This is a genomic window from Maritimibacter alkaliphilus HTCC2654, assembly GCF_000152805.1.
GTDB lineage: Bacteria > Pseudomonadota > Alphaproteobacteria > Rhodobacterales > Rhodobacteraceae > Maritimibacter > Maritimibacter alkaliphilus.
Map to the genome: position 1 here is coordinate 2597263 of NZ_CH902578.1, position 19286 is coordinate 2616548.

The window sequence follows — 19286 nt, forward strand, 5'->3', positions numbered from 1 at the left end:
AGCTGGCTGAGTTTCATGGCGACGGACATATCGCCGGAGACCTTGATCTTGCCCATGGCGAAGGCGGCCATAGGGTTCAGTTTGCCCGTCAGAAGCTTCACGAGGTTCTTCTCGGAAATGCGGATCGTGCAGTCGGCAGGCTCGTCGGCAAGACGCGCTTCGGTGCCCGAGATCGTGATCGCACCATCCTCGCCACAGTCGAACTTGATGGAATTGTCCAGCGGGCGATCGGCCAGAGCTTCGTTCATTCTGTCGGCGATTTCAGCAAGGCTCATGGTGCTATCCTCGGGCATGTCCGTCCGCATATGGGCGCAAAAAAAGGGGGAGGCAACGCTGACGTTGCCTCCCCGCATTCCTGAACCGATAATGGGTTACTTCGCCAGGCGCCGCTTCCGGGCTGCCAGAAGTTTCAGACGCAGGGCGTTCAGGTTGATGAACCCGGCGGCGTCTTTCTGGTCGTAAGCGCCCGCGTCGTCCTCGAACGTCACATGCGCTTCGGAATACAGCGAGTTTTCCGACCAGCGGCCCACGCAGAACACCGAGCCCTTGTAGAGTTTCAGGCGAACGGTGCCCGACACAAGCTCCTGCGACTTGTCGATTGCCGCCTGAAGCATCTCGCGCTCCGGGGAGAACCAGAAACCGTTATAAATCAGCTCGGCGTAGCGCGGCATCAGGCTGTCCTTGAGGTGACCGGACCCGCTGTCGAGCGTGATCTGTTCGATCCCCCGGTGCGCTTCCAGCAGGATGGTGCCGCCCGGCGTTTCGTAGATGCCGCGCGATTTCATACCGACGAAACGGTTCTCGACGAAATCGAGCCGCCCGATGCCATGTGTCTTGCCCAATTCGTTGAGCTGGGTGAGCATTTCGGCCGGGCTGACCGCCTTGCCGTCGATGGCGACCGCGTCACCCTTGTCGAAGGTGATTTCCACGATCTGCGCCTCGTCCGGCGCGTCTTCGGGGTTGTTCGTGCGTTGGAATACGTAATCGGGCGCCATTTCCGCCGGGTCTTCCAGAACCTTGCCCTCGGACGAGGTGTGCAGAAGGTTCGCGTCGACCGAGAACGGGGCCTCGCCGCGTTTGTCCTTGGCCACCGGGATCTGGTTCTGTTCAGCGAATTCAAGCAGCCTCGTGCGCGAGGTCAGATCCCACAGCCGCCACGGCGCGATCACCTTGATGTTCGGGTTCAACGCATAACAGGCCAGTTCGAACCGCACCTGATCGTTGCCCTTGCCCGTTGCGCCGTGGGCCACCGCGTCGGCTCCGGTCTCTTCGGCGATTTCGACGAGCCGCTTGGAGATCAGTGGGCGCGCGATGGACGTGCCGAGCAGATATTGCCCCTCATACACCGTGTTCGCGCGGAACATCGGGTTCACGTAGTCGCGGACGAACGCTTCACGAAGGTCCTCAATATAGATGTTTTCGGGCTTGATGCCGAGCATGATCGCCTTTTCGCGCGCAGGCTCAAGCTCTTCCCCTTGTCCCAGATCGGCGGTGAAGGTGACGACCTCGCACCCATACTCGGTTTGCAGCCATTTCAGGATGATCGAGGTATCGAGACCACCGGAATAGGCGAGCACGACTTTCTTCGGCGCGGACATCGAGGGACTCCTTTTCACTGTCCGGCGCGGTTTATCGGCAAGCCCCGTTGCGGGCAAGGGTGATCGCTCTCACACCCCTTGCCAGATCAGGCGCGGGCGGCCTCGAACACCGACTTTGATGACTGGTAGGTGGCGAAGATCGGTTCAAGGTCCACGGCGCCGCCATTTGCCGCCTGTGCCTCGCCCGAAGCGCAAAGGTCGGCGAAACGGGAAAAACCCAGATTGAGCGCCGAGGACTTCAGGGCATGAAGCACACCTTCGAGCGTTTGATCGTTCTTCTGGTTCCTCAGGTCGTCCAACACACCTTCGACCTCTTCCAGAAACATCCCGACGACTTCGTCAAAGTCGTCATCCCCGATTTCGCCCTTGAGGGTGTCAACCTGTTGCCAGTCGATCATCGTGTGCTCCTTCATTCGGAAAACCGTGGTGCGCTGCCGGTTAAGACGGAGTGTCGGACGCAGGAAAACTCATGAAAGTTCGACATTTCACGCTGTGTTAAGCTGACGTGGATATGCCCCACAGGAACTGATCGAACCTTCTAGCGGGGCAAGTCGTGCCGGCACACCTGTTGAAATCCAAATCTGTACGCGGGCATCTGGACGATAGCGTCATCCGGCAGGTGCTTGTCGTCGATGACAGCCGCGCCCAACGCCGGGTTCTTGTGGCGACGCTCACCCGCCTCGGCTTTGACGTGATCGAAGCCGAAAGCGGCGAGGAGGCGTTGCTGATCCTCGGTTCCACGCACATCGATCTGGTTCTGTCCGATTGGATGATGCCCGGCATGACTGGGTTGGAGCTTTGCCGACAATTCAGGAAAATGCCGCGCGACCAGTATGGATACTTCATCCTCCTGACGTCCAAGAACGAAAAGGGTGCCGTCGCGCGCGGTCTGGATATCGGTGCCGACGATTTCCTTACAAAGCCGATCAGTCCCGATGAACTGCGCGCGCGGATTTCGGCGGGGGACCGCATTCTTCGCATGGAACGCGAGTTGAACGAAAAGAACCGGCTCGTCATCGCGACGCTGGACGAAATCTCGACACTCTACGACGCACTCGACCGCGACCTCGTCGAAGCGCGCAAGATGCAGATGTCGCTGGTCAAGGACAAGCTACGCGACTTCGGTCAGTCGCAGGTCTCGCTCCTCCTGAAACCCAGCGGCCATGTGGGTGGCGATCTGGTCGGCTGCTTTGACGGCGGCAACGGGACCGTGGCGATCTATGCCATCGATGTCTCGGGCCACGGAATCGCCTCGGCGCTGCTGACCGCCCGGATCGCGGGCTACCTGACCGATGGGACGCCGGCGCGCAATGTCGCGTTCGAAGCGGTGCCGGGGCAGGGCTTTCGCATGAGACCGCCTGACCAAGTTGCCCAGACGCTCAATGAACTCATGGTGTCGGAACTGAAATCCGATCTCTATTTCACGATGACGCTTGCCTATGTCGATCAGGGCACCGGCGACGTCCAGATCGCGCAATGCGGCCACCCGAACCCGGCGGTCATCGCGTCCGATGGGGCGGTGCGGTTTCATGGAACGGGCGGTCTGCCTATCGGGCTGGTGACGGATGCGACCTATGAAACACACCGCTTCAAGATCGCTCCGGGCGAACGGCTTGTCCTCTATTCTGACGGTTTCACGGAATGCAGGGATGCGGCGGATGAGGAATTGGAGGAGGGCGGGTTGGCGCAGTTGCTGACCAAGAACGCCAGCTTGCGCGGCGGCGAATTTTTCGAGGCCCTGACTTGGGATCTCGACCGTTTTGCGGACGGTCAGGCGATGCCCGACGATATATCGAGCGTCGTTCTGGACTACCGAGGAAGTGCGCCTGACAAGAAGTCGGCCAAGAAGACCTGATCGCCGACGTTCGCCAGCAGGGAAACGGCAAGGCGGGTATCGGCCCAAATCGCCTCGTGCCCCGGCTCGGTCGGCGCGTGAAGCTGCCGCACCGGGTGCGCCACGAAAATCGTGCAGATCTTCTCGGCCCACAGGTCGTATTCCGGCATATAGGCAAACCGTTTGAAAACGCCCAGCCGACGCGGGCGGGCGATGCGCCAGCCCGTCTCTTCCAGCACTTCGCGGTGTAGCGCGCGCAGGGGGGACTCGCCTGGATCTATCCCACCACCGGGCAACTGGAACTCGGGGTTCGGCTCGTCCTGATGCGTCAGCAGAATCCGGCCATCGCGCGGAAGAATGGCGTAGGCGCCGGGGCGCGGGCGGTAGCGCTGTCCGCTCACAATGGCTTCACCATAGCGCCGCATCTCTGGTCTCCCGCTCGGTTGCTCCCTACATGGCTTCGCGGTATGCCACGCCAAACAGACAAGGAAAACCGCGCATGAGCCTCGGGTCGCAAATCGCCTGGGATGATACGATCCTGCCCTTCCAACTCGATCAGGCCGATGTTCGCGGCCGGGTCGTCCGGTTGGATGGTGTCTTGGACAAGGTGCTGGAACAACACGATTATCCGCCGTCCGTCGAAAACCTCGTCGCGGAAGCGGTGTTGCTGACCGCGCTTATCGGCCAGACGATCAAGCTGCGCTGGAAGCTTTCGCTTCAGGTCCGTGGCGACGGCCCCGCGCGACTCATCGCGACCGATTACTATGCCCCTGAGAAAGACGGCGAGCCGGGACGCATCCGTGCCTATGCCAGCTATGACGAGGATCGGATCGAGCCGGACGGGTCGCCGTTCGACCAGATCGGCCGCGGCTACTTCGCCATTCTGATCGATCAGGGGGCGGGCACGACGCCCTATTCCGGTCTGACGCCGATCGCCGGGGAATCGCTGTCGGATTGCGCGCAAACCTACTTCGCGCAGTCGGAACAACTTCCCACCCGATTCATCCTGTCCTTCAAGAAGGAAGAGCTTTGGCGCGCGGGCGGCGTGATGCTTCAGCATATGCCAAAGGCTTCGCCATTCGCGACCGGCGAGGGTGGTTCGGGGGAAAACGGTCTGCTGACCGCGGAGGACATTCTTCCGACCGAGGACGACCGGGAAAACTGGAGCCGCGCGAACATTCTGCTCGATACGGTTCAGGCCGAAGAAATGATCGGGCCCGAAGTGCAGCCGACCGAAATGCTCGCCCGCCTTTTCCACGAAGAGGGGCCGCGCGTCTACGATCCGCAGCCCGTCGCCTTCGGATGCACGTGTTCTGAGGACCGGGTGATCGAAAGCCTGTCGATCTATTCGGCCAAGGACATCGCTTACATGACCACGGACGACGGGATCGTGACGGCCGATTGCCAGTTCTGCGGCGCGCATTACGAATTCGACCCCAAGATCCTTGGCAAAGACAGCGATGGAAGCGTCTGACGTTTTCGCCGCGCTCGCCCGCGCCTGCGGGCCCGAGGGCGACAGCTCGTCCGACTTCGACCTGAACCCGGAGGTCCGCCCCCAAAACCGCACCTTCCGGGCGGCGGGGGTTCTGGTCGCGTTCATGGAGACGGAGCGAGGGGTCGATCTGATCCTCACACAACGATCATCGGCCCTGAAACATCATCCCGGCCAGATCGCGTTTCCGGGCGGAAAGGTCGATCCGGTCGACGCGGACGAAACCGCAGCGGCCCTGCGCGAGGCGGAGGAAGAGGTCGGGCTGTCACGCGAGAATGTCGAGGTGCTGGGTATCCTGCCATTCCACGAAACGATTACGTCGTTTCAGGTGACCCCAGTGGTCGCGCGCGTGAAAGCGCCGTTCCGCTTCACCCCTGAGCCGGGCGAGGTGGCCGAAGTCTTCACCGTGCCGTTCGACCATATCGCCGATCCGGGCCGCTACATTATCGAGGGGCGTCACTTCCGCGGGCAGTTCCGTCGATATTTCACCGTGCCGTGGGGGCCTTATTACATCTGGGGCGCAACCGCCCGGATGCTGCGCGTTCTGGCAGACCGGCTTGCACAATGACAGACGCGCGCATCACCGAGACTTGGCTTTACGACCCGGTGGCGCAGTCCGTCTGCGCCATGCTGACGTCGGCCGGATACCAAGCGCATTTCGTCGGCGGGTGCGTGCGAAACGCCCTCATCGGTGCCCCGGTGACGGATCTCGACATTTCGACCAACGCGCACCCTGAAACAGTGTCTAAACTTGCCCGAAAGGCCGGGTTTCACGCTGTGCCGACAGGGATCGATCATGGCACGGTCACCGTGGTTGCAGACGGTCATCCGTTCGAGGTCACGACATGGCGCAAGGACGTGGAGACGGATGGGCGGCGCGCCGTGGTGGCGTTCGCCGATCGGTTGGAGGACGATGCCCGGCGCCGTGACTTCACGATGAACGCTCTTTATGCGGCCCCTGACGGGCAAATCATCGATCCGCTCGGCGGCCTGCAAGACCTGTTGGCGCGGAAAGTGCGCTTCATCGACGACGCGCATGACCGTATTCGCGAGGATTACCTTCGCATTCTCAGGTTCTTTCGTTTTTACGCATGGTATGGCGATGCCGATGCCGGGCTCGACCCGGATGCGTTGACTGCGATTTCCGAGCTTTCGGAGGGAATAGACACTCTTTCGCGCGAACGGGTCGGGTCCGAAGTCGTCAAGCTTCTGGCCGCCCCCGATCCGGCGCCTTCCGTCGCAGCGATGGCAGCCTCGGGGGTTCTGGCCCGCATCATGCCCGACCTAAACCCCAAGGCACTGCCGATTTTGGTTCACTTCGAACAGGACCGGGGCGTCGCACCCGACGCCATGCGCCGCCTCGCGGTGCTGGGGGGTTGTGATCACAAAGATGCGCTGCGCCTGTCGAATCTCGATGCGAGACGGCTTGATACCTTGTTGGAGCACCGGGGAAGCACGGAAAAACCCGCCGCGCTGGGCTACCGTTTGGGCGCGGACGTGGCGAGGGATGCCGTGCTCGTGAACGCGGCGCTGATGGAAACACCTCCCCCTGACGATTTCATCGACGCTTGCAGTGCCGGTTCGCACGCGGTTCTTCCGGTCACGGCGAACGATCTGATGCCGAGATTTCAGGGCGCGGAGCTCGGGGCACGGCTCAAGGCGCTGGAAACGGAATGGATCGATTCGGGCTTCAAACTCACCCGCGAACAGTTGTTGGGTCTGCCATGACGGAAATCACCATCGAACGGCTTGGTCATCAGGGCGACGGTATCGGGCCGGGGCCTGTGTTCGTGCCGCGCGTCCTACCGGGCGAGATCGTCGAAGGACAGATCGAGGATGGCCGGATCGAGGCACCGCGAATCGTTCGTCCGTCCGCCGATCGGATCAAACCGCCGTGCCCGCATTTCAAATCCTGCGGCGGTTGCGCCCTGCAACACGCCAGCGATGCGTTCGTGGCACAGTGGAAGGTCGGGATCGTCGAGCAGGCCCTGACGGCGCAGGGGCTGACGACGGAGATACGCGGTATCGCCACATCTCCCCCGAACAGCCGGCGCCGCGCGACTTTGGCGGTCCGGCGCACCAAGAAGGGCGCTCTCGTCGGCTTTCATGCGCCGAAGTCGGATGTCATCACCCCGATCCCCAACTGCCACTTGTTGACCCCGGCCCTGATGTCCGCGCTGCCGATTGGCGACGCTCTTGCCACCGTGGGGGGTTCGCGGAAAGGCGAAGTCAAAATGACCGTGACGGAGTCCGAGGCCGGGCTCGACATATCGGTCAGTGGCGGAAAACCCCTTGATTTGAAGCTCGAAACGGAGCTTGCGGGGATTGCCGGTGAGTTCGATGTCGCCCGACTGGCGTGGGATGGCGAGGTCGTGGCAATGGCGCGACCGCCCGCGCAACGGTTCGGCTCCGCGCTTGTCACCCCGCCGCCGGGGGCTTTCCTGCAAGCGACCAAGCCGGGGGAAACGGCTTTGACGGCGGCGGTGCTTGAGGCCGTCGGAAACGCATCGCGTGTCATCGATCTGTTTTCCGGAAGCGGGACATTCACCCTTCCCATAGCCGAGCGCGCCGGAGTGCTTGCGGTTGAAGGCGTGGATGACATGCTGACGGCGCTCGACGCGGGATGGCGACACAGCAAAGGGCTTCACGCCGTCAAAACGGAAACCCGCGATCTGTTCCGCCGTCCGCTGCTTTCGGATGAGTTGCGGGCAGATGCGGTGGTCATCGACCCGCCCCGTGCGGGGGCCGAGGCGCAGATGGTCGAGATCGCGGCGAGCGGTGTTCCGCGCATCGCGGCGGTGTCCTGCAATCCGGTGACTTTCGCGCGCGACGCCAAAATATTAACCGATGCGAGATACACGCTGAATTGGCTCGTCGTGGTCGATCAGTTCCGCTGGTCACCGCATGTCGAGCTGGCGGCGTGTTTCACTCGCTGACGATCTTTCCCGGTTTGGGAAAATCGTGTAAAACATGGCTCGGGCAGAATTTCTGGGACCAACGACAATGATGAACCGACGCGTGATGCTGGCATCGACGGCGGCCTTTGTGGGGCTGACGGCATGTTCCAAGTTCAAGACGTACAACGGTCCGGAAGTGACCGAGATTTTCGTCTTCAAGGAAAACCGCAAGATGTATCTGATGCATCATCAGACGGCGCTTGCGGAATACGATGTGCACCTGGGCTTTTCGCCCTATGGGCACAAACAACAGAAGGGCGACGGGCGCACGCCTGAGGGCAGCTACCGGATCAACCGTCGCAATCCCGACAGCGCGTTCCACCTGTCCGTCGGTCTGGACTATCCCAACGACACGGATCGCAAGATCGCGAAAGAGGTCGGGGTGTCTCCGGGCGGCGACATCTTCATCCACGGTGGCCCGACCCGGAAGGAAGACAAGAACAAGGCGGATTGGACCGCCGGATGCATCGCGGTCACCAACAAGGAGATCGAGGACATCTACGCGATGGTGCGTGACGGCACGCCGATCCACATTTTCCCGGCGAAACAGCCTCCGCTGCTGCGTCCGCGTCCGGGCACGCCGAAACCGTTCGACGAAACGGCGCCCGATATTCTGGTCGCCCATGGTCGCGAGCCGATCATGCCGATGGATCCGGTCCTTTGGCAGGCTCAGGCGGGGACAGAGGTCCTCGTGACATCGAACGGGACGGAATAACTCCGGTCTTCGATGGGAATGAAAAAGGGGCGCTCGCGGGCGCCCCTCGTCGTATCCGGTGGCCGTGTTCGTCAGCCACCCATGACCATCGTCCACCAGATCTTGCCGTTCGGCTCCTGATAGAACGCGAAGCCCATGTTGCGGCCACGGCTGTCGAGGATCACGTTGCGCGTGTCCTCCTGACCCATCCATGCGGCGAGTGTCTCAAGCTCCGTCTCGAAGGTCTCGGATATGTTCTCGCCCAGCATCGGGCCGCTGTAGCCGGCGCGACGGACCCGGTCGATGGGCGACGAGCCGTCCGAACCGAAATGCCAGGGCCTGTTCTGCACCGACATATCACGCGAATGGGTCGCGGCGGCGGCGGTCAGTTCCGCGTTCAACCGAACGGGCGGCACACCTGCCGCCGACCGAAGCTCGTTCACGGAATCCAGAACGCGAAATTGAATCTGGCTCTGCTGAGACTGAGAAATCTTGTAGACGGAGGGCATCGGCTTGCCATCCGGCCCCATGCGCATCGGCTGGTTCGTGCTACAGGCCGCCAAAGTGAACAGAAGCGCACTCAGAACAAGGGCAATGCGGGTCATGGAACGTGGGTCTTTCCGGTCAGTCTCGTAAGCCCCATCGCCTTAGCGACAATCGTTGAGACAATCAATTTGGCATCGGCAAAAATTGGCGTGAGCACATGGGTTTGAATTGCGACAAGCGGGTCTCCGCTCTATACGAAACGGTGAATACCATGGAATTCGAGGAATGTTTCAGATGACGGGTTCCCGTTTCGACCGCATGGGGCGCCGCACCTTTCTGACCACGAGCGTTGCGGCTGTCGGTGCGCTGGGCGTCGCGCCTGCACTGGCCCAGACCGAGAATTCGACCGAGGTCGAGCGTGACCTGTCCGAAGTGGTGCGCCGGAACATCTCGAGCTTCCGCACGCTGGATTGGCGCCCGTATTTCGACAATCTCAACAACGGCGCAATCCTCGTCGACATCACCTCGCGCGCCCTGCATTTCTGGAACAACGACGGGGTCTACAAGCTGTATCCGACTTCGGTGCCGCTGACCGAAGATCTGACCCGTCGCGGGCGCACCAGCGTGACTCGCAAGGTCGAGGGGCCGGAATGGCGCCCGACCCCGTCGATGAAAGAGCGCAATCCCGAGTGGCCGGACTTCATCCCGGCCGGCCCCGGAAACCCGCTCGGCACCCACGCGCTGTACCTCGGATGGCAGTACTACCGAATCCACGGCACGCACGACACACGCAAGATCGGGCGGCGTTCTTCGAACGGCTGTATCGGGCTCTACAATGAGAATATTGCTGAGCTTTTCAGCCTCGCGACGGTGGGTTCTCAGGTGTTGCTTATCTGACACCACAGGTCGGTTTCGCCGGAAACTAGTTGCAATTTTTCGGTGATACTGTTTTCTGCAAGCACGAGGTACAGAACTACCCTTGTTCCGGCGCGCGAGTGTCGGAAGGACAATTGGAGATTGAAATGAAAAAAGTCATGCTTGTTGCAGCCGTTGCTGCTCTCGCCGCCACCGCCGCTCAGGCCGGCACCCTCATCGACCCGATCGTTGAGCCGGAAATCATCGTGGAACAGTCGTCGTCGTCGTCGAACGCCGGCATCATCGTTCCGCTCATCTTCCTCGCCCTCGTCGGCGTGGGTGTGTTCTGTGCAGTGGTTGCTACCCCCTGCTAATGAACGCGCCGGGCATCTTGCCCGGAACGGAATTGGAAACCCCGTCGCTTGCGGCGGGGTTTTCGCTTTTCAGGGGCATCTGATCTGATGACCCGACAAGAAAAAGGCCCGGTCGAACACGACCGGGCCTTTTTCGACTGCGCTGAAGCGCGGATCAGATCGATTCGTCGATCCAGCTTTGCAGGGCCGCCTTCGGGGCCGCGCCGACCTTGTTCGAGATCGGCTGACCGCCCTTGAACATGAACAGCGCCGGAATGCCGCGCACGCCAAGCTGGGCCGGCGAGTTCGGGTTCTCGTCCACGTTCACCTTGGCGATCTTGACCTTGTCGCCGTACTCGGTCGACAGCTCTTCCAGAGCCGGGCCGATCATCTTGCACGGGCCGCACCATTCGGCCCAGAAGTCCACGACGACCGGGACATCGGATTTCAGTACTTCTTCTTCGAACGTGGCGTCGGTGACAGCGACGGTAGCCATAAGCTTGCTCCTTGCGTGATGCGTTGGGAGGAAACTAGGTATCGGTCCCTGCTGCGTCAAGCAAACGAAATGTGCGTATTGCCACACCGGGTGGCACGGGCATCAGGGTTGCACTGCGTGTCCAGAGCACCGCACTTTCAATGCGCCGATCCGGATAGATCGCCGAAAGCGCACTTTCATATGCCCCGAGCTGGGCCAGAATCCCCTCCGGAATCGCCTCGGCGGCGTCCGGTTCGGTGAGGTTCGATTTGAAGTCGATGGCGAGCACGCGGTCCGGCTCAATCACGAGCAGGTCGATGATTCCGTGTAGACGCTTCTCGCCCGACGACCCGGCGGGTCCGGTGATCTCGACCTCGGAAAGAACGCCGCGCTCGAACAGCGGCGCGAGCGCGGGGGAGTCCAGAACCGCGGTCGCTTCGGCCAGCAACTCTGCGAGCTCGGCGTCCGACGCGGCATCCTCGCCAAATGCCAGAAGCGCCCGCGCGGTCGCGGGCCAGTCCTCGCGCGGATAGGTCGGAAGAAACTCGAGGAGGCGGTGGATCTGCCGCCCGCGCCGCTTGGCAGCGTCGCCGTCCAATCCCTCGACAGCACCGGGCACCACCTTGGCACCCTTCAGATCCGAGGGGGAAATGGGTTTCGGCGCGGGGTCGCGATGAGGTGCGGCCACGAGCGACCAGTCCGGCGGGTCAGGCTCCCGATCCGCGTCGGCTGTCACATTCCGCCTTTCGCCCGCAGGCCAGTCGCCGACCTGAAACCGCAACCCGCCTGTCCCGGACGGAAAGCCGCGCGGAACCGCATCCAGTTTCGTCAAGCCGTCGCGGACCAGCCCATGCCAGGAGTCCGAGGCTTCCTTGCCGACGTCGCCTGCGCCCGCGACGATCAACCAGCTCTCGGCGCGTGTCATCGCGACATAGAGCAGGCGCATCCGCTCCTCCGCCCCTTTCGTCCGGGCTTCCTCTTTCTTGAGCGCAAGGACCGAGGGCATATCCGGGGCCGCTGGCCGCCAGACGACGTTGTTTTCCAGCACCACAAGGTCGCTGAGATCGCGAACCGGACGCTTGGTGGTATCGGGCAGAATGACGATCGGGGATTCGAGGCCTTTGGCACCATGCACGGTCATCACGCGAATCTCGCGCGCATCGGAATCCATCTGTCGCTTGATCTCGACGTCTTCGGTGTCGAGCCACGTCAGGAAGCCGGTCAGGCTCGGCACCTCGACACGTTCATAAGCCAGCGCCTGCGCCAGCATCGCGTCGATCCCATCCTCGGCCTCGGCCCCCAAGCGCCCAAGCAGAAGACGGCGTCCATCATGCCGCGTCAGAACGCGGTCGATCAGATCATAGGGCCGCAGGAAGTCGGCCTGATCCCGAAGGTCGCTCAACGCCTCGACAACGCGCCTGTGCCCGCTGTCCCACAACGCACGCCAAAGATACCCCTCGCGCCCATAGGCCAGCCTGTAAAGCTCATCCTCGGACAATCCGAACAGGGGCGAGCGCAGGACGGAGGCGAGCGACAGGTTATCTTCCGGCGTCGCAAGGAACGAAAGCAACGCGGTAAGATCCTTCACCGCCATTTCGCCGCCGATCCGCAGCCGGTCGGCGCCTGCAATGGGCAAGCCGCGCGACTTGCACGCGCGTATCAGGTGGTGAAACAGGTCGGACCGTCGCTGGACAAGGATCAGGATGTCACCGGGCACGACAGGACGGAAACCCGTTTCGCCCTTTTCAGTCGCAGGCACATGCTCTTCTTCGATCATACGGGCGATCTCGCCCGCGATGTTCTCGGCCAGTTGAACGGTGTGATCGGTGGGTGCGGCGACGTCCAGCGGATCGTCCCACGGTCGTGGCTCATCCTCTTTGACCGGCTCGATTGCGGGCCACAGGTCGACGCGGCCGGGTCGGTCGCCGTGAAACGCCCTGTGGTGCGGTTTGGTGCCGCCCAGACCATCTACATCGTCAAGCGTGACGTCCACGGCCGTCAGGATCGCGGGCGATGAACGGAACGAGTATTCCAGCGGCATTTGCTGGAGCGGGCGCTCGATCTGTCTGAGTTTCTCGTCGAAGGCGTCGCGCATCGATGCGAATTCGTCCGGGTCCGCGCCCTGAAACGAATAGATCGACTGCTTCGGGTCGCCCACGACGAAGATCGACCATTCGCGGTCGGCATGGGCGCCTTCGCCCGACATGAACTCCCGCGCGAGGCTATCGATTACCCGCCACTGTGACGGGCTCGTGTCCTGCGCTTCGTCCACGAGGATGTGGTCGATCCCGCCGTCCAGCCGGAAAAGCACCCATTGCGCGACGTCGGAGGCGTTCAGCAGGGCCGACGCCCGCAGAATCAGGTCGTCGAAATCCAGCCAGCCGTTTCTGGCCTTGCGCTCCTCATACATCCGGACGAATGGATGCGCGAAATCGTGGAGCGCCACGGTCCGGTCGATGACGGCGAGGGCCTTCACCCGGTCGACCTCGGTCTCGACCACTTCGGCAAGTGCCAACAAGGTTTCCGCGGTGTCGCCGAGATCCGCAATCGCCGGCTTGGTCAACAGGTTCTTGCGCACGGTGCCCGACTGAGTGAGCAAAGCCGACGCAAGGGCGTCGAAGTCACTCTGGGACGGCGAAACAGTGTCTATTCCAGCCAATTTCTGCGCCAACGTGACCATTGTCGAACTGTGCTGGGACAGGATCGGCGGGGCGGACTGGATCGCGGATTTGAATCCCGGCGTGAACACCTGGGAAAGCACATCGACCAGTTTGAAATCCTGTGGCAGCCCAAGCTCATCAACGACCTCATGGCGTTCGACGGGTGCGACGAAGTGCTGACGCTTGCCGATGATCTCGCCCGTCAGGCCAATGATCTCGGCGCCGGTGTAGTAGCGGGCCAGACCCTCGACCCGCGTCCGCAGGTCGCCCGAGGCCATTTCTTCGACGATCTCTTCCTGCAAGAGTTGTGCCGTCCGGTCGTCCATTTCCTTGAAATCCGGCGAAACCCCGGCCTCCATCGGAAAGCGACGCAAGATCGTGGCGCAAAAGGCGTGGATGGTCTGGATTTTCAAGCCACCGGGCGCTTCGATCGCACGCGCGAACAGGCGTCGCGCCTTTCTCAGGTCCGGTGCGCCCATCACGCCAAGCGCATCGAGTTCGGCCCGCAAGTCGTCGTCACCAAGCATCGCCCAAGCGCCGAGACGCTGGAACAGCCGGTTCTGCATCTCGCTCGCCGCGGCTTTGGTATAGGTGAGGCAAAGAATGTGGCCAGGCTCGACGCCATTGAGCAAAAGGCGCGCAACGCGATCCGTCAGCACGCGTGTCTTTCCGGACCCGGCATTGGCCGACAGCCAGGTGTTCCCGCCGGGGTCGGCCGCTTCGACCTGACGTTGTGTCGCTTCGTCCCGGCTCATCCCCCGACCTCTTCGCCTTTGGGTTCCGCCGTATGATCCCATTCGCCATAGCGCGCGAGGTGGTCGAAATCGCCGCCGAACCGATTGGCGCTCAGAACGACGCGGCGCGACGTGTATCCCCGTTCGCGGTTCGCGAAGTCGGCAAGAACAGACTCTAATTCGGCCTGAGTTCGGGCAAGAAGCGTCTCATCCACGTCGATCGGAACGTATTTCGATTTGGCACCCAGACCGATATAGGCGACGCGCGCGGTCTTCATCCGGCCAAGGTCACCGAAGCCGCCCTTGCGGGCGACCAGTGCCTCGAGCAGCAGTTGCTTGTCATAGGCCTTCTGCTGCTTTTCGCTGGGCGGTTGGCCCGTCTTGTAATCGTAGATCGCGACTTGGCCGAAATTCAGAACATCGATGCGGTCCGCCGTTCCGTGAACCGTGAACGGAGGCGTCCCGAACGTCGCCTCCCCCCTGATCTCGGTCAGCGCATTGGTCGCATCCCGTTGTCGCTCGTCCTCGTCGTTCAGAAAATCATCAGCAATGCGTTCCAACTTGGCGAGCCACAGCAGCCGGGTGGCGGGCCAAGGCGCTTGGGCTTCGAACACTTCCCTTGCGACCGACAAAAGGCGTGCGCGGGCGTCGGACCGTGCCTCATCCTTCGGTCGTTCCCTGATGAACCGCTCGAAGGCCGCATGAACGGCCGTGCCCCGAAGCGGCGCGTCCGGGGATTGATGCAGGGGGTCGATCCCGCGCAGACGGAGGATCTTGTCGGCATAAATCGCATAAGGATCGCGGATCAGAGTGCCGATCTGGGTGAACGAAAGGCGCTTGGGTCGGTGTTCGACGGGTGGGCGCGGCGAAGGACGCGGCGCGGGATCGGTTTTGTGATCACGCCCGGGTCGATCGAGTTCGCGCGCGAGGGTCAGCCAAGCGTCACCTCTGGATCGCATGGCCTTCAACGCATCGGCCCCGGCGTCGGACATGCCGTTCATCAGGTTCATCAAGCGATTGATCCATCGCGACGGAACCGTCTCGGCCTCGTCGTCCCGCAGGGATCGCGTGAGCACGACCTCAGGCGCGCCCAAGCCTTGCTGGAAATCGTGGGCGGACAACCCAATGCGCCTTTCAGGCAGCAATAGACCCGCTTTTTGCCGCATATCACGGTTCATCCACGGATCAGGGGCGGGTCGTTCAGGCCAGGTTCCTTCGTTCAAACCAGCGAGAATGACGAGGTCCGCGCCGCCCACCCGCGCCTCGAGCGTTCCCCAGATCTTGATGCCGGGATAAGGCGTATCCGGGTTTCGGACCGATCCACGGTTCAGCACGGCGGCAAACAGGTCGTGGAAGTCGGAGGGCGTCATTTCACCGCCAAACGGTGCCTCGCGCAGGAGCTCGTCGACAAGGCGTCGCGCTTCTCGTCCCGCTTCCCTGTCCCAAAGCTCGCCGCTTTTCCCGTCATCCGGTCCGGCCGACAGCCGTTCGGCGAGCGAGACGACCTGTTCGACGTGAGCGGTCAGGGATTGGGTGCCGGTTTCAGAAAGGTCAGCGACAAGCGGCGCAAGCCATTCGACCCATTCGACCCGGTCCGGCTTTTCCCCGGCCCAAAGCGCGAGCGACGCCTTGTCGGGAAACGGCATGTCCCGGCGCAGGGCTTGAAGTTCAAGATCGCGGGACAACCTGAGATGCTCGTTCCGCTCGCCCCCCGTGTGTGTGAGCGGATGCTTGAGCAGCGTGAGCAGATCGACACCGGTGATCCGGCGACCCCGCATTTCGGCCACATGGCGAAGCAGACGGCCGGGGGCGGTCAGCGGCAGCGGGCGACCCGCGCTGTCATCAGGCGTGATGCGCCAGCGGTCCAGCGCGGCCGTCACCTGCCGCGTCAGAACGCGATCCGGCGTGATGAGCGCGGCCTCGCGCCCGCGTTGGGCCGCATCGCGCAGGATCATCGCAATCGCCGACGCCTCCTCTCGCGGGCTCGGGGCTTCGATCAGGCTCAGCTCGCGTGTTGCCGCGTCGATATCCGCGAAGCCCGGCCCCTCATCCTGCCATTGGTCGGTGACGGGCGCGGGGCGAAGCGCCAGCGAAACGAACGCGTTTCGGCGCGGGTTGGGGGCATCCTGCGCGTGCCAGTCACCCACATCCCCGGGCGACAGGCCCAACGACGACAAAAGCCGGCGAAACCGGAACTGCGGATGATCCTCGGCCGTCAGCGCGTCGTCCATTTTCTCCCAGACGTGGGCCGGCATATGCGCGTCGAATCCCGGCATGATCACGGCACCTTGCGGCAGGCGGGCCACCGCCTCCATCAGCATCGCGGTCGCGCCGCGCGACCCCGTGGACCCGGCGACGAGGATCGGGTCGGCAGGGGGCCGTTCGACCCAATTCGCCGTCACCCGTTCGATGACCTTCCGCTGACGGGCTTCGAGGTCGGGCGGCTCGGCGCCCGCGGTCCCGAAGAACCGGGCAATGAGCCGGATGAAGGCAAGACTGCGCGCCCAGTAGGCCGAATGCTGCGAGACATCCAGGTCTTCGAGCGCATCGGGCGGGACCCCCTCGCCGTGCATTTCGTCCATCAGGTTCGCAAGACTGTCGGCCAGCGGAAAGATCGCGTGCCGAGGGGCCAGATCGGGCTGGCTGTCGAGGAGTTCTGAGATCAAGCTCGCCAGTTCCAGCCGCCGTCTGAGCGGAGATACGGCGGGTGGAAGGTCCGCCATCGCCACGTCCTGCCCAAGGTCGGTGACCAGACGGATGCGGGGGAGGAGCGCGGGCGGGCCTTGGTCGAACAGTTCGATCAAACGCCGCTTCATCCGCATCGTGTTCACGAACAAAGTCACGCGCGCCATGGCTTCTGGCGGCTGACCGTTCAGCCGCGCACGCAGCCCTTCGATCACGGCATTCGGAAAATCGACGCCCGGCGCTTGGGCAAAGACACGAGGGCGTTCGCTGGTTTCAAACATCCCGTTCATAGTCCAGCAGAGCCTCGGCTTCTGCAATCCCCTGCGGATGACCCACATCGCACCATTCGCCCTGATGGACGATGCCGGACAGCCGACCCGCGGCAATCATCCGGTCCCAGATCAGGTTCAGGGAAAAGACGGTCTCCGCAACGTCGTGCAGGCTTTCGGTCTTGATGATCTGCGCGCCCGAATAGACGTAGCCGGGCCCGCGGTTTAGCTGCCCGTCCGACAATGTGAAATCTCCCGCGCCCGGATGGCCGCGCGCATCGTTGGGATCGAGCAGGAGGAGAAGGGCATCCATCCGGTCCGGGTTCCATGCGGACCGAAGCTCACCCAACGGGTTGGCACCCGTCCAGACCGCGTCTGAATTCAGGGTGAAGACCGGGCCGGGGCCCAGCAAGGGCAGGGCTTCCCGCAAGCCGCCGCCTGTGTCGAGCAACGTATCCCTTTCATGGGACAGCAAGATTCCGGTGCCGTTCAGGTGCTCGATCAAAGGCTCGGGCTTGTAGTGCAGGTTGGCGACGATCCTGCCGATACCGGCATCCTCGGCAATGGCGCGGGCGTGGTCGATGAGAGGCTTGCCCGCAACCTCGACCATCGGCTTGGGGCGATCGGCGGTGAGCGGGCCCATCCGCGTGCCGAAGCCGGCCGCGAAGATCATCAGAGCGTCGGGATGGTGCCGCATTTGGCCTTCAGTGTCGCTAGGATTTCCGGGGTCGGTTCGGGCAAGAGCTCCCCGATGGACTGGGCGAGTTCGGACAGTTCGGGGTGTGACAGATCGGTCTGCAAGTTCCGCCAGACACGCGGGATGAGATCGACATAACGCGCCTTGCCGAAGTGTAGCGACAGCCGGGCGAAGACCCCGAGAATGCGCAGATTGCGCTGGGCCGAAACGGTCGCACAGGCGAGCGCGAAACCCTCCGCATCGTACTCGGTTGCGTCCACGTATCGCGCCATCATTGCCTCGCATGTTGCGGGCGAAACCTCCCGTCGCGCATCGCGCGCCAGGGACATGAGGTCATAGGCGGGGTGCCCGATACCGGCGTCCTGAAAATCCAGAAGGCCGACACGCGCCGACCCTTGTCGCGCCGGCAACCAGAGGAGGTTTTCGGCGTGGTAATCCCGCAGCACGAGGACCGGGGACCAAGCCGGAAGGGCGGCGAAAGCGGTCAGCATCGCCGCGCGCAACGTCTGGGTCGCGGCGGTATCCCGGTTCCCGGTGGCGCCGAACGCATACCAATCCGTCGCGAGACAGGCGAAGTCCGACATGGTTTCCGGGCCATAATCCGGCGCGCTTGGCAGGGGGGCCGCGTGCAGGTCGATCAGGGCGTCGGTCGCCGCGAGATACAACGGCAATTCCTGCGACGGATCGGCTTCGAGCAATCGCGCGTAAAGGTCGTCGCCGAGATCTTCGAGAAGGAGAAACCCGAGTTCTTCGTCTTGCGCCAGTATCTCGGGCGGCGACAGACCGATGGCTTTCAGGTGCTCGTCAATGCGGATGAACGGCCTGACATCTTCGCCCTTGTCCGGCGGGGCATCCATCAGGACGGCCGGAGTGCCGTTCAGGTCGAGCCTTTCATACCGGCGGTTGGACGCATCGCCAGCCAGATTGCGGCGTGTAGCGGCGCCCCAACCGATCCCGTCGAGGAAGGCCGCGATCTTTGCGGCGCGGTCAGTCATGCAGGGCCTCCAGAACGGGTTCGAGATGTTCGGGAAGACCGGACAGGTCGACGATCCGTGTTTCAGGATCATCGGGCACCGAGAAGTCCATTCCGATCGCCTTGGCCGGGGCCAGGTCGCCCAAGCGGTCGGGCCATTCGATCAGGCACACGGCGGTATCGAAGGCGTCGAACAATCCAAGCTCCTCGACCTCGTCTGGATGCGTCAGGCGGTACAGGTCCGCATGCCAGATTTCGAATCCGTCGACCTCGTATGTCTGGACCAGTGTGAACGTGGGCGAGGGGACGTCTTCGACAGGTTTGTCGGCATATGCGAGCCGCGCTTGAATGAGCGAGCGGGTGAAATGGGTCTTTCCCGCACCGATCTGACCTGACAGCAAAAACACGTCGCCGGGACGCACCAGCCTTGCGAAAGCGGCTGCGAATTGCGCCGTTTTTCCGGGGGATGTCAGCCTGATCCGATGGGCGGGCGCGTCATTCATGCACCTGTTGTAACCGGCGCG

At 62.8% G+C, this 19286-nt stretch carries 19 protein-coding genes; 8 read left to right on the plus strand and 11 right to left on the minus strand.

Annotated elements, in window-relative coordinates; genetic code table 11:
- The 3 genes from RB2654_RS13695 to RB2654_RS13705 all read right to left on the minus strand — a co-directional run.
- Positions 1-275, minus strand: a 275-nt coding sequence (locus tag RB2654_RS13695) for an SCP2 sterol-binding domain-containing protein (RefSeq protein ID WP_040885707.1), incomplete at its 3' end; no start/stop codon positions are given.
- Between the two features lie 96 nt (positions 276-371).
- Positions 372-1598 (minus strand): argininosuccinate synthase, encoded by a 1227-nt coding sequence (locus RB2654_RS13700; RefSeq protein WP_008332519.1) that lies wholly within the window; start codon positions 1596-1598, stop codon positions 372-374.
- A gap of 86 nt (positions 1599-1684) precedes the next feature.
- Positions 1685-1996, minus strand: a complete 312-nt coding sequence (locus RB2654_RS13705; RefSeq protein ID WP_040884873.1) for an Hpt domain-containing protein — start codon at positions 1994-1996, stop codon at positions 1685-1687.
- A 155-nt stretch (positions 1997-2151) separates the two neighbouring features.
- Here RB2654_RS13705 and RB2654_RS13710 point away from each other — a divergent pair, with 155 nt between their 5' ends.
- Positions 2152-3453, plus strand: coding sequence for a PP2C family protein-serine/threonine phosphatase (locus RB2654_RS13710; RefSeq protein WP_008332523.1), 1302 nt, complete (start codon positions 2152-2154; stop codon positions 3451-3453).
- On the opposite strand, the gene RB2654_RS13715 is transcribed toward RB2654_RS13710, so the two are convergent.
- Positions 3408-3857 (minus strand): NUDIX hydrolase, encoded by a 450-nt coding sequence (locus tag RB2654_RS13715; protein WP_040884875.1) that lies wholly within the window; start codon positions 3855-3857, stop codon positions 3408-3410. The genes RB2654_RS13710 and RB2654_RS13715 overlap by 46 nt on opposite strands.
- Positions 3858-3931: 74 nt before the next feature.
- Between RB2654_RS13715 and hslO the strand changes: the two genes are divergently transcribed.
- From hslO to RB2654_RS13740, 5 genes are all read left to right on the plus strand, one after another.
- A complete protein-coding gene (gene hslO, locus RB2654_RS13720) occupies positions 3932-4906 on the plus strand; it encodes an Hsp33 family molecular chaperone HslO (protein WP_008332527.1) in 975 nt (324 codons plus the stop codon).
- A complete protein-coding gene (locus RB2654_RS13725) occupies positions 4893-5492 on the plus strand; it encodes a CoA pyrophosphatase (protein ID WP_008332528.1) in 600 nt (199 codons plus the stop codon). Before hslO ends, RB2654_RS13725 begins: the two co-directional genes overlap by 14 nt.
- The gene (locus tag RB2654_RS13730; RefSeq protein WP_008332529.1) at positions 5489-6652 is read left to right on the plus strand and encodes a CCA tRNA nucleotidyltransferase; all 1164 of its coding nucleotides are present in this window, start codon (positions 5489-5491) and stop codon (positions 6650-6652) included. The genes RB2654_RS13725 and RB2654_RS13730 overlap by 4 nt, the downstream gene beginning before the upstream one ends.
- Positions 6649-7860: a class I SAM-dependent RNA methyltransferase gene (locus tag RB2654_RS13735; RefSeq protein WP_008332530.1), complete on the plus strand. Its 1212-nt coding sequence runs from the start codon at positions 6649-6651 to the stop codon at positions 7858-7860. The genes RB2654_RS13730 and RB2654_RS13735 overlap by 4 nt, the downstream gene beginning before the upstream one ends.
- A gap of 70 nt (positions 7861-7930) precedes the next feature.
- The gene (locus RB2654_RS13740) at positions 7931-8596 is read left to right on the plus strand and encodes a L,D-transpeptidase family protein (RefSeq protein ID WP_083783396.1); all 666 of its coding nucleotides are present in this window, start codon (positions 7931-7933) and stop codon (positions 8594-8596) included.
- Positions 8597-8667: 71 nt separating this feature from the next.
- Here RB2654_RS13740 and dalA read toward each other — a convergent pair whose 3' ends face one another.
- The gene (dalA, locus tag RB2654_RS13745) at positions 8668-9180 is read right to left on the minus strand and encodes a divisome-associated lipoprotein DalA (RefSeq protein WP_040884878.1); all 513 of its coding nucleotides are present in this window, start codon (positions 9178-9180) and stop codon (positions 8668-8670) included.
- A gap of 166 nt (positions 9181-9346) precedes the next feature.
- Between dalA and RB2654_RS13750 the strand changes: the two genes are divergently transcribed.
- Complete coding sequence (locus RB2654_RS13750; protein WP_008332533.1) at positions 9347-9958, plus strand: L,D-transpeptidase; 612 nt, start codon at positions 9347-9349, stop codon at positions 9956-9958.
- A gap of 125 nt (positions 9959-10083) precedes the next feature.
- A complete protein-coding gene (locus RB2654_RS13755) occupies positions 10084-10290 on the plus strand; it encodes a hypothetical protein (RefSeq protein ID WP_050771961.1) in 207 nt (68 codons plus the stop codon).
- A 154-nt stretch (positions 10291-10444) separates the two neighbouring features.
- Here RB2654_RS13755 and trxA read toward each other — a convergent pair whose 3' ends face one another.
- From trxA to tsaE, 6 genes are read right to left on the minus strand one after another with little or no spacing between them, the layout of a single operon-like run.
- Positions 10445-10765 (minus strand): thioredoxin, encoded by a 321-nt coding sequence (gene trxA / locus RB2654_RS13760; RefSeq protein WP_008332536.1) that lies wholly within the window; start codon positions 10763-10765, stop codon positions 10445-10447.
- Positions 10766-10799: 34 nt separating this feature from the next.
- Positions 10800-14159: a double-strand break repair helicase AddA gene (gene addA, locus RB2654_RS13765; RefSeq protein WP_008332537.1), complete on the minus strand. Its 3360-nt coding sequence runs from the start codon at positions 14157-14159 to the stop codon at positions 10800-10802.
- Entirely contained in the window at positions 14156-17104 is a 2949-nt protein-coding gene (addB, locus tag RB2654_RS13770) for a double-strand break repair protein AddB (RefSeq protein ID WP_040885712.1), read from the minus strand. Before addB ends, addA begins: the two co-directional genes overlap by 4 nt.
- Positions 17097-17789, minus strand: coding sequence for a nucleotidyltransferase family protein (locus RB2654_RS13775; RefSeq protein ID WP_008332539.1), 693 nt, complete (start codon positions 17787-17789; stop codon positions 17097-17099). The genes addB and RB2654_RS13775 overlap by 8 nt, the downstream gene beginning before the upstream one ends.
- On the minus strand, positions 17765-18784 hold the full coding sequence (locus RB2654_RS13780) for an aminoglycoside phosphotransferase family protein (protein ID WP_008332540.1): 1020 nt from the start codon (positions 18782-18784) through the stop codon (positions 17765-17767). Before RB2654_RS13780 ends, RB2654_RS13775 begins: the two co-directional genes overlap by 25 nt.
- The gene (tsaE, locus tag RB2654_RS13785) at positions 18777-19265 is read right to left on the minus strand and encodes a tRNA (adenosine(37)-N6)-threonylcarbamoyltransferase complex ATPase subunit type 1 TsaE (RefSeq protein WP_008332541.1); all 489 of its coding nucleotides are present in this window, start codon (positions 19263-19265) and stop codon (positions 18777-18779) included. The genes RB2654_RS13780 and tsaE overlap by 8 nt, the downstream gene beginning before the upstream one ends.
- Between the last annotated feature and the right edge of the window lie 21 nt (positions 19266-19286).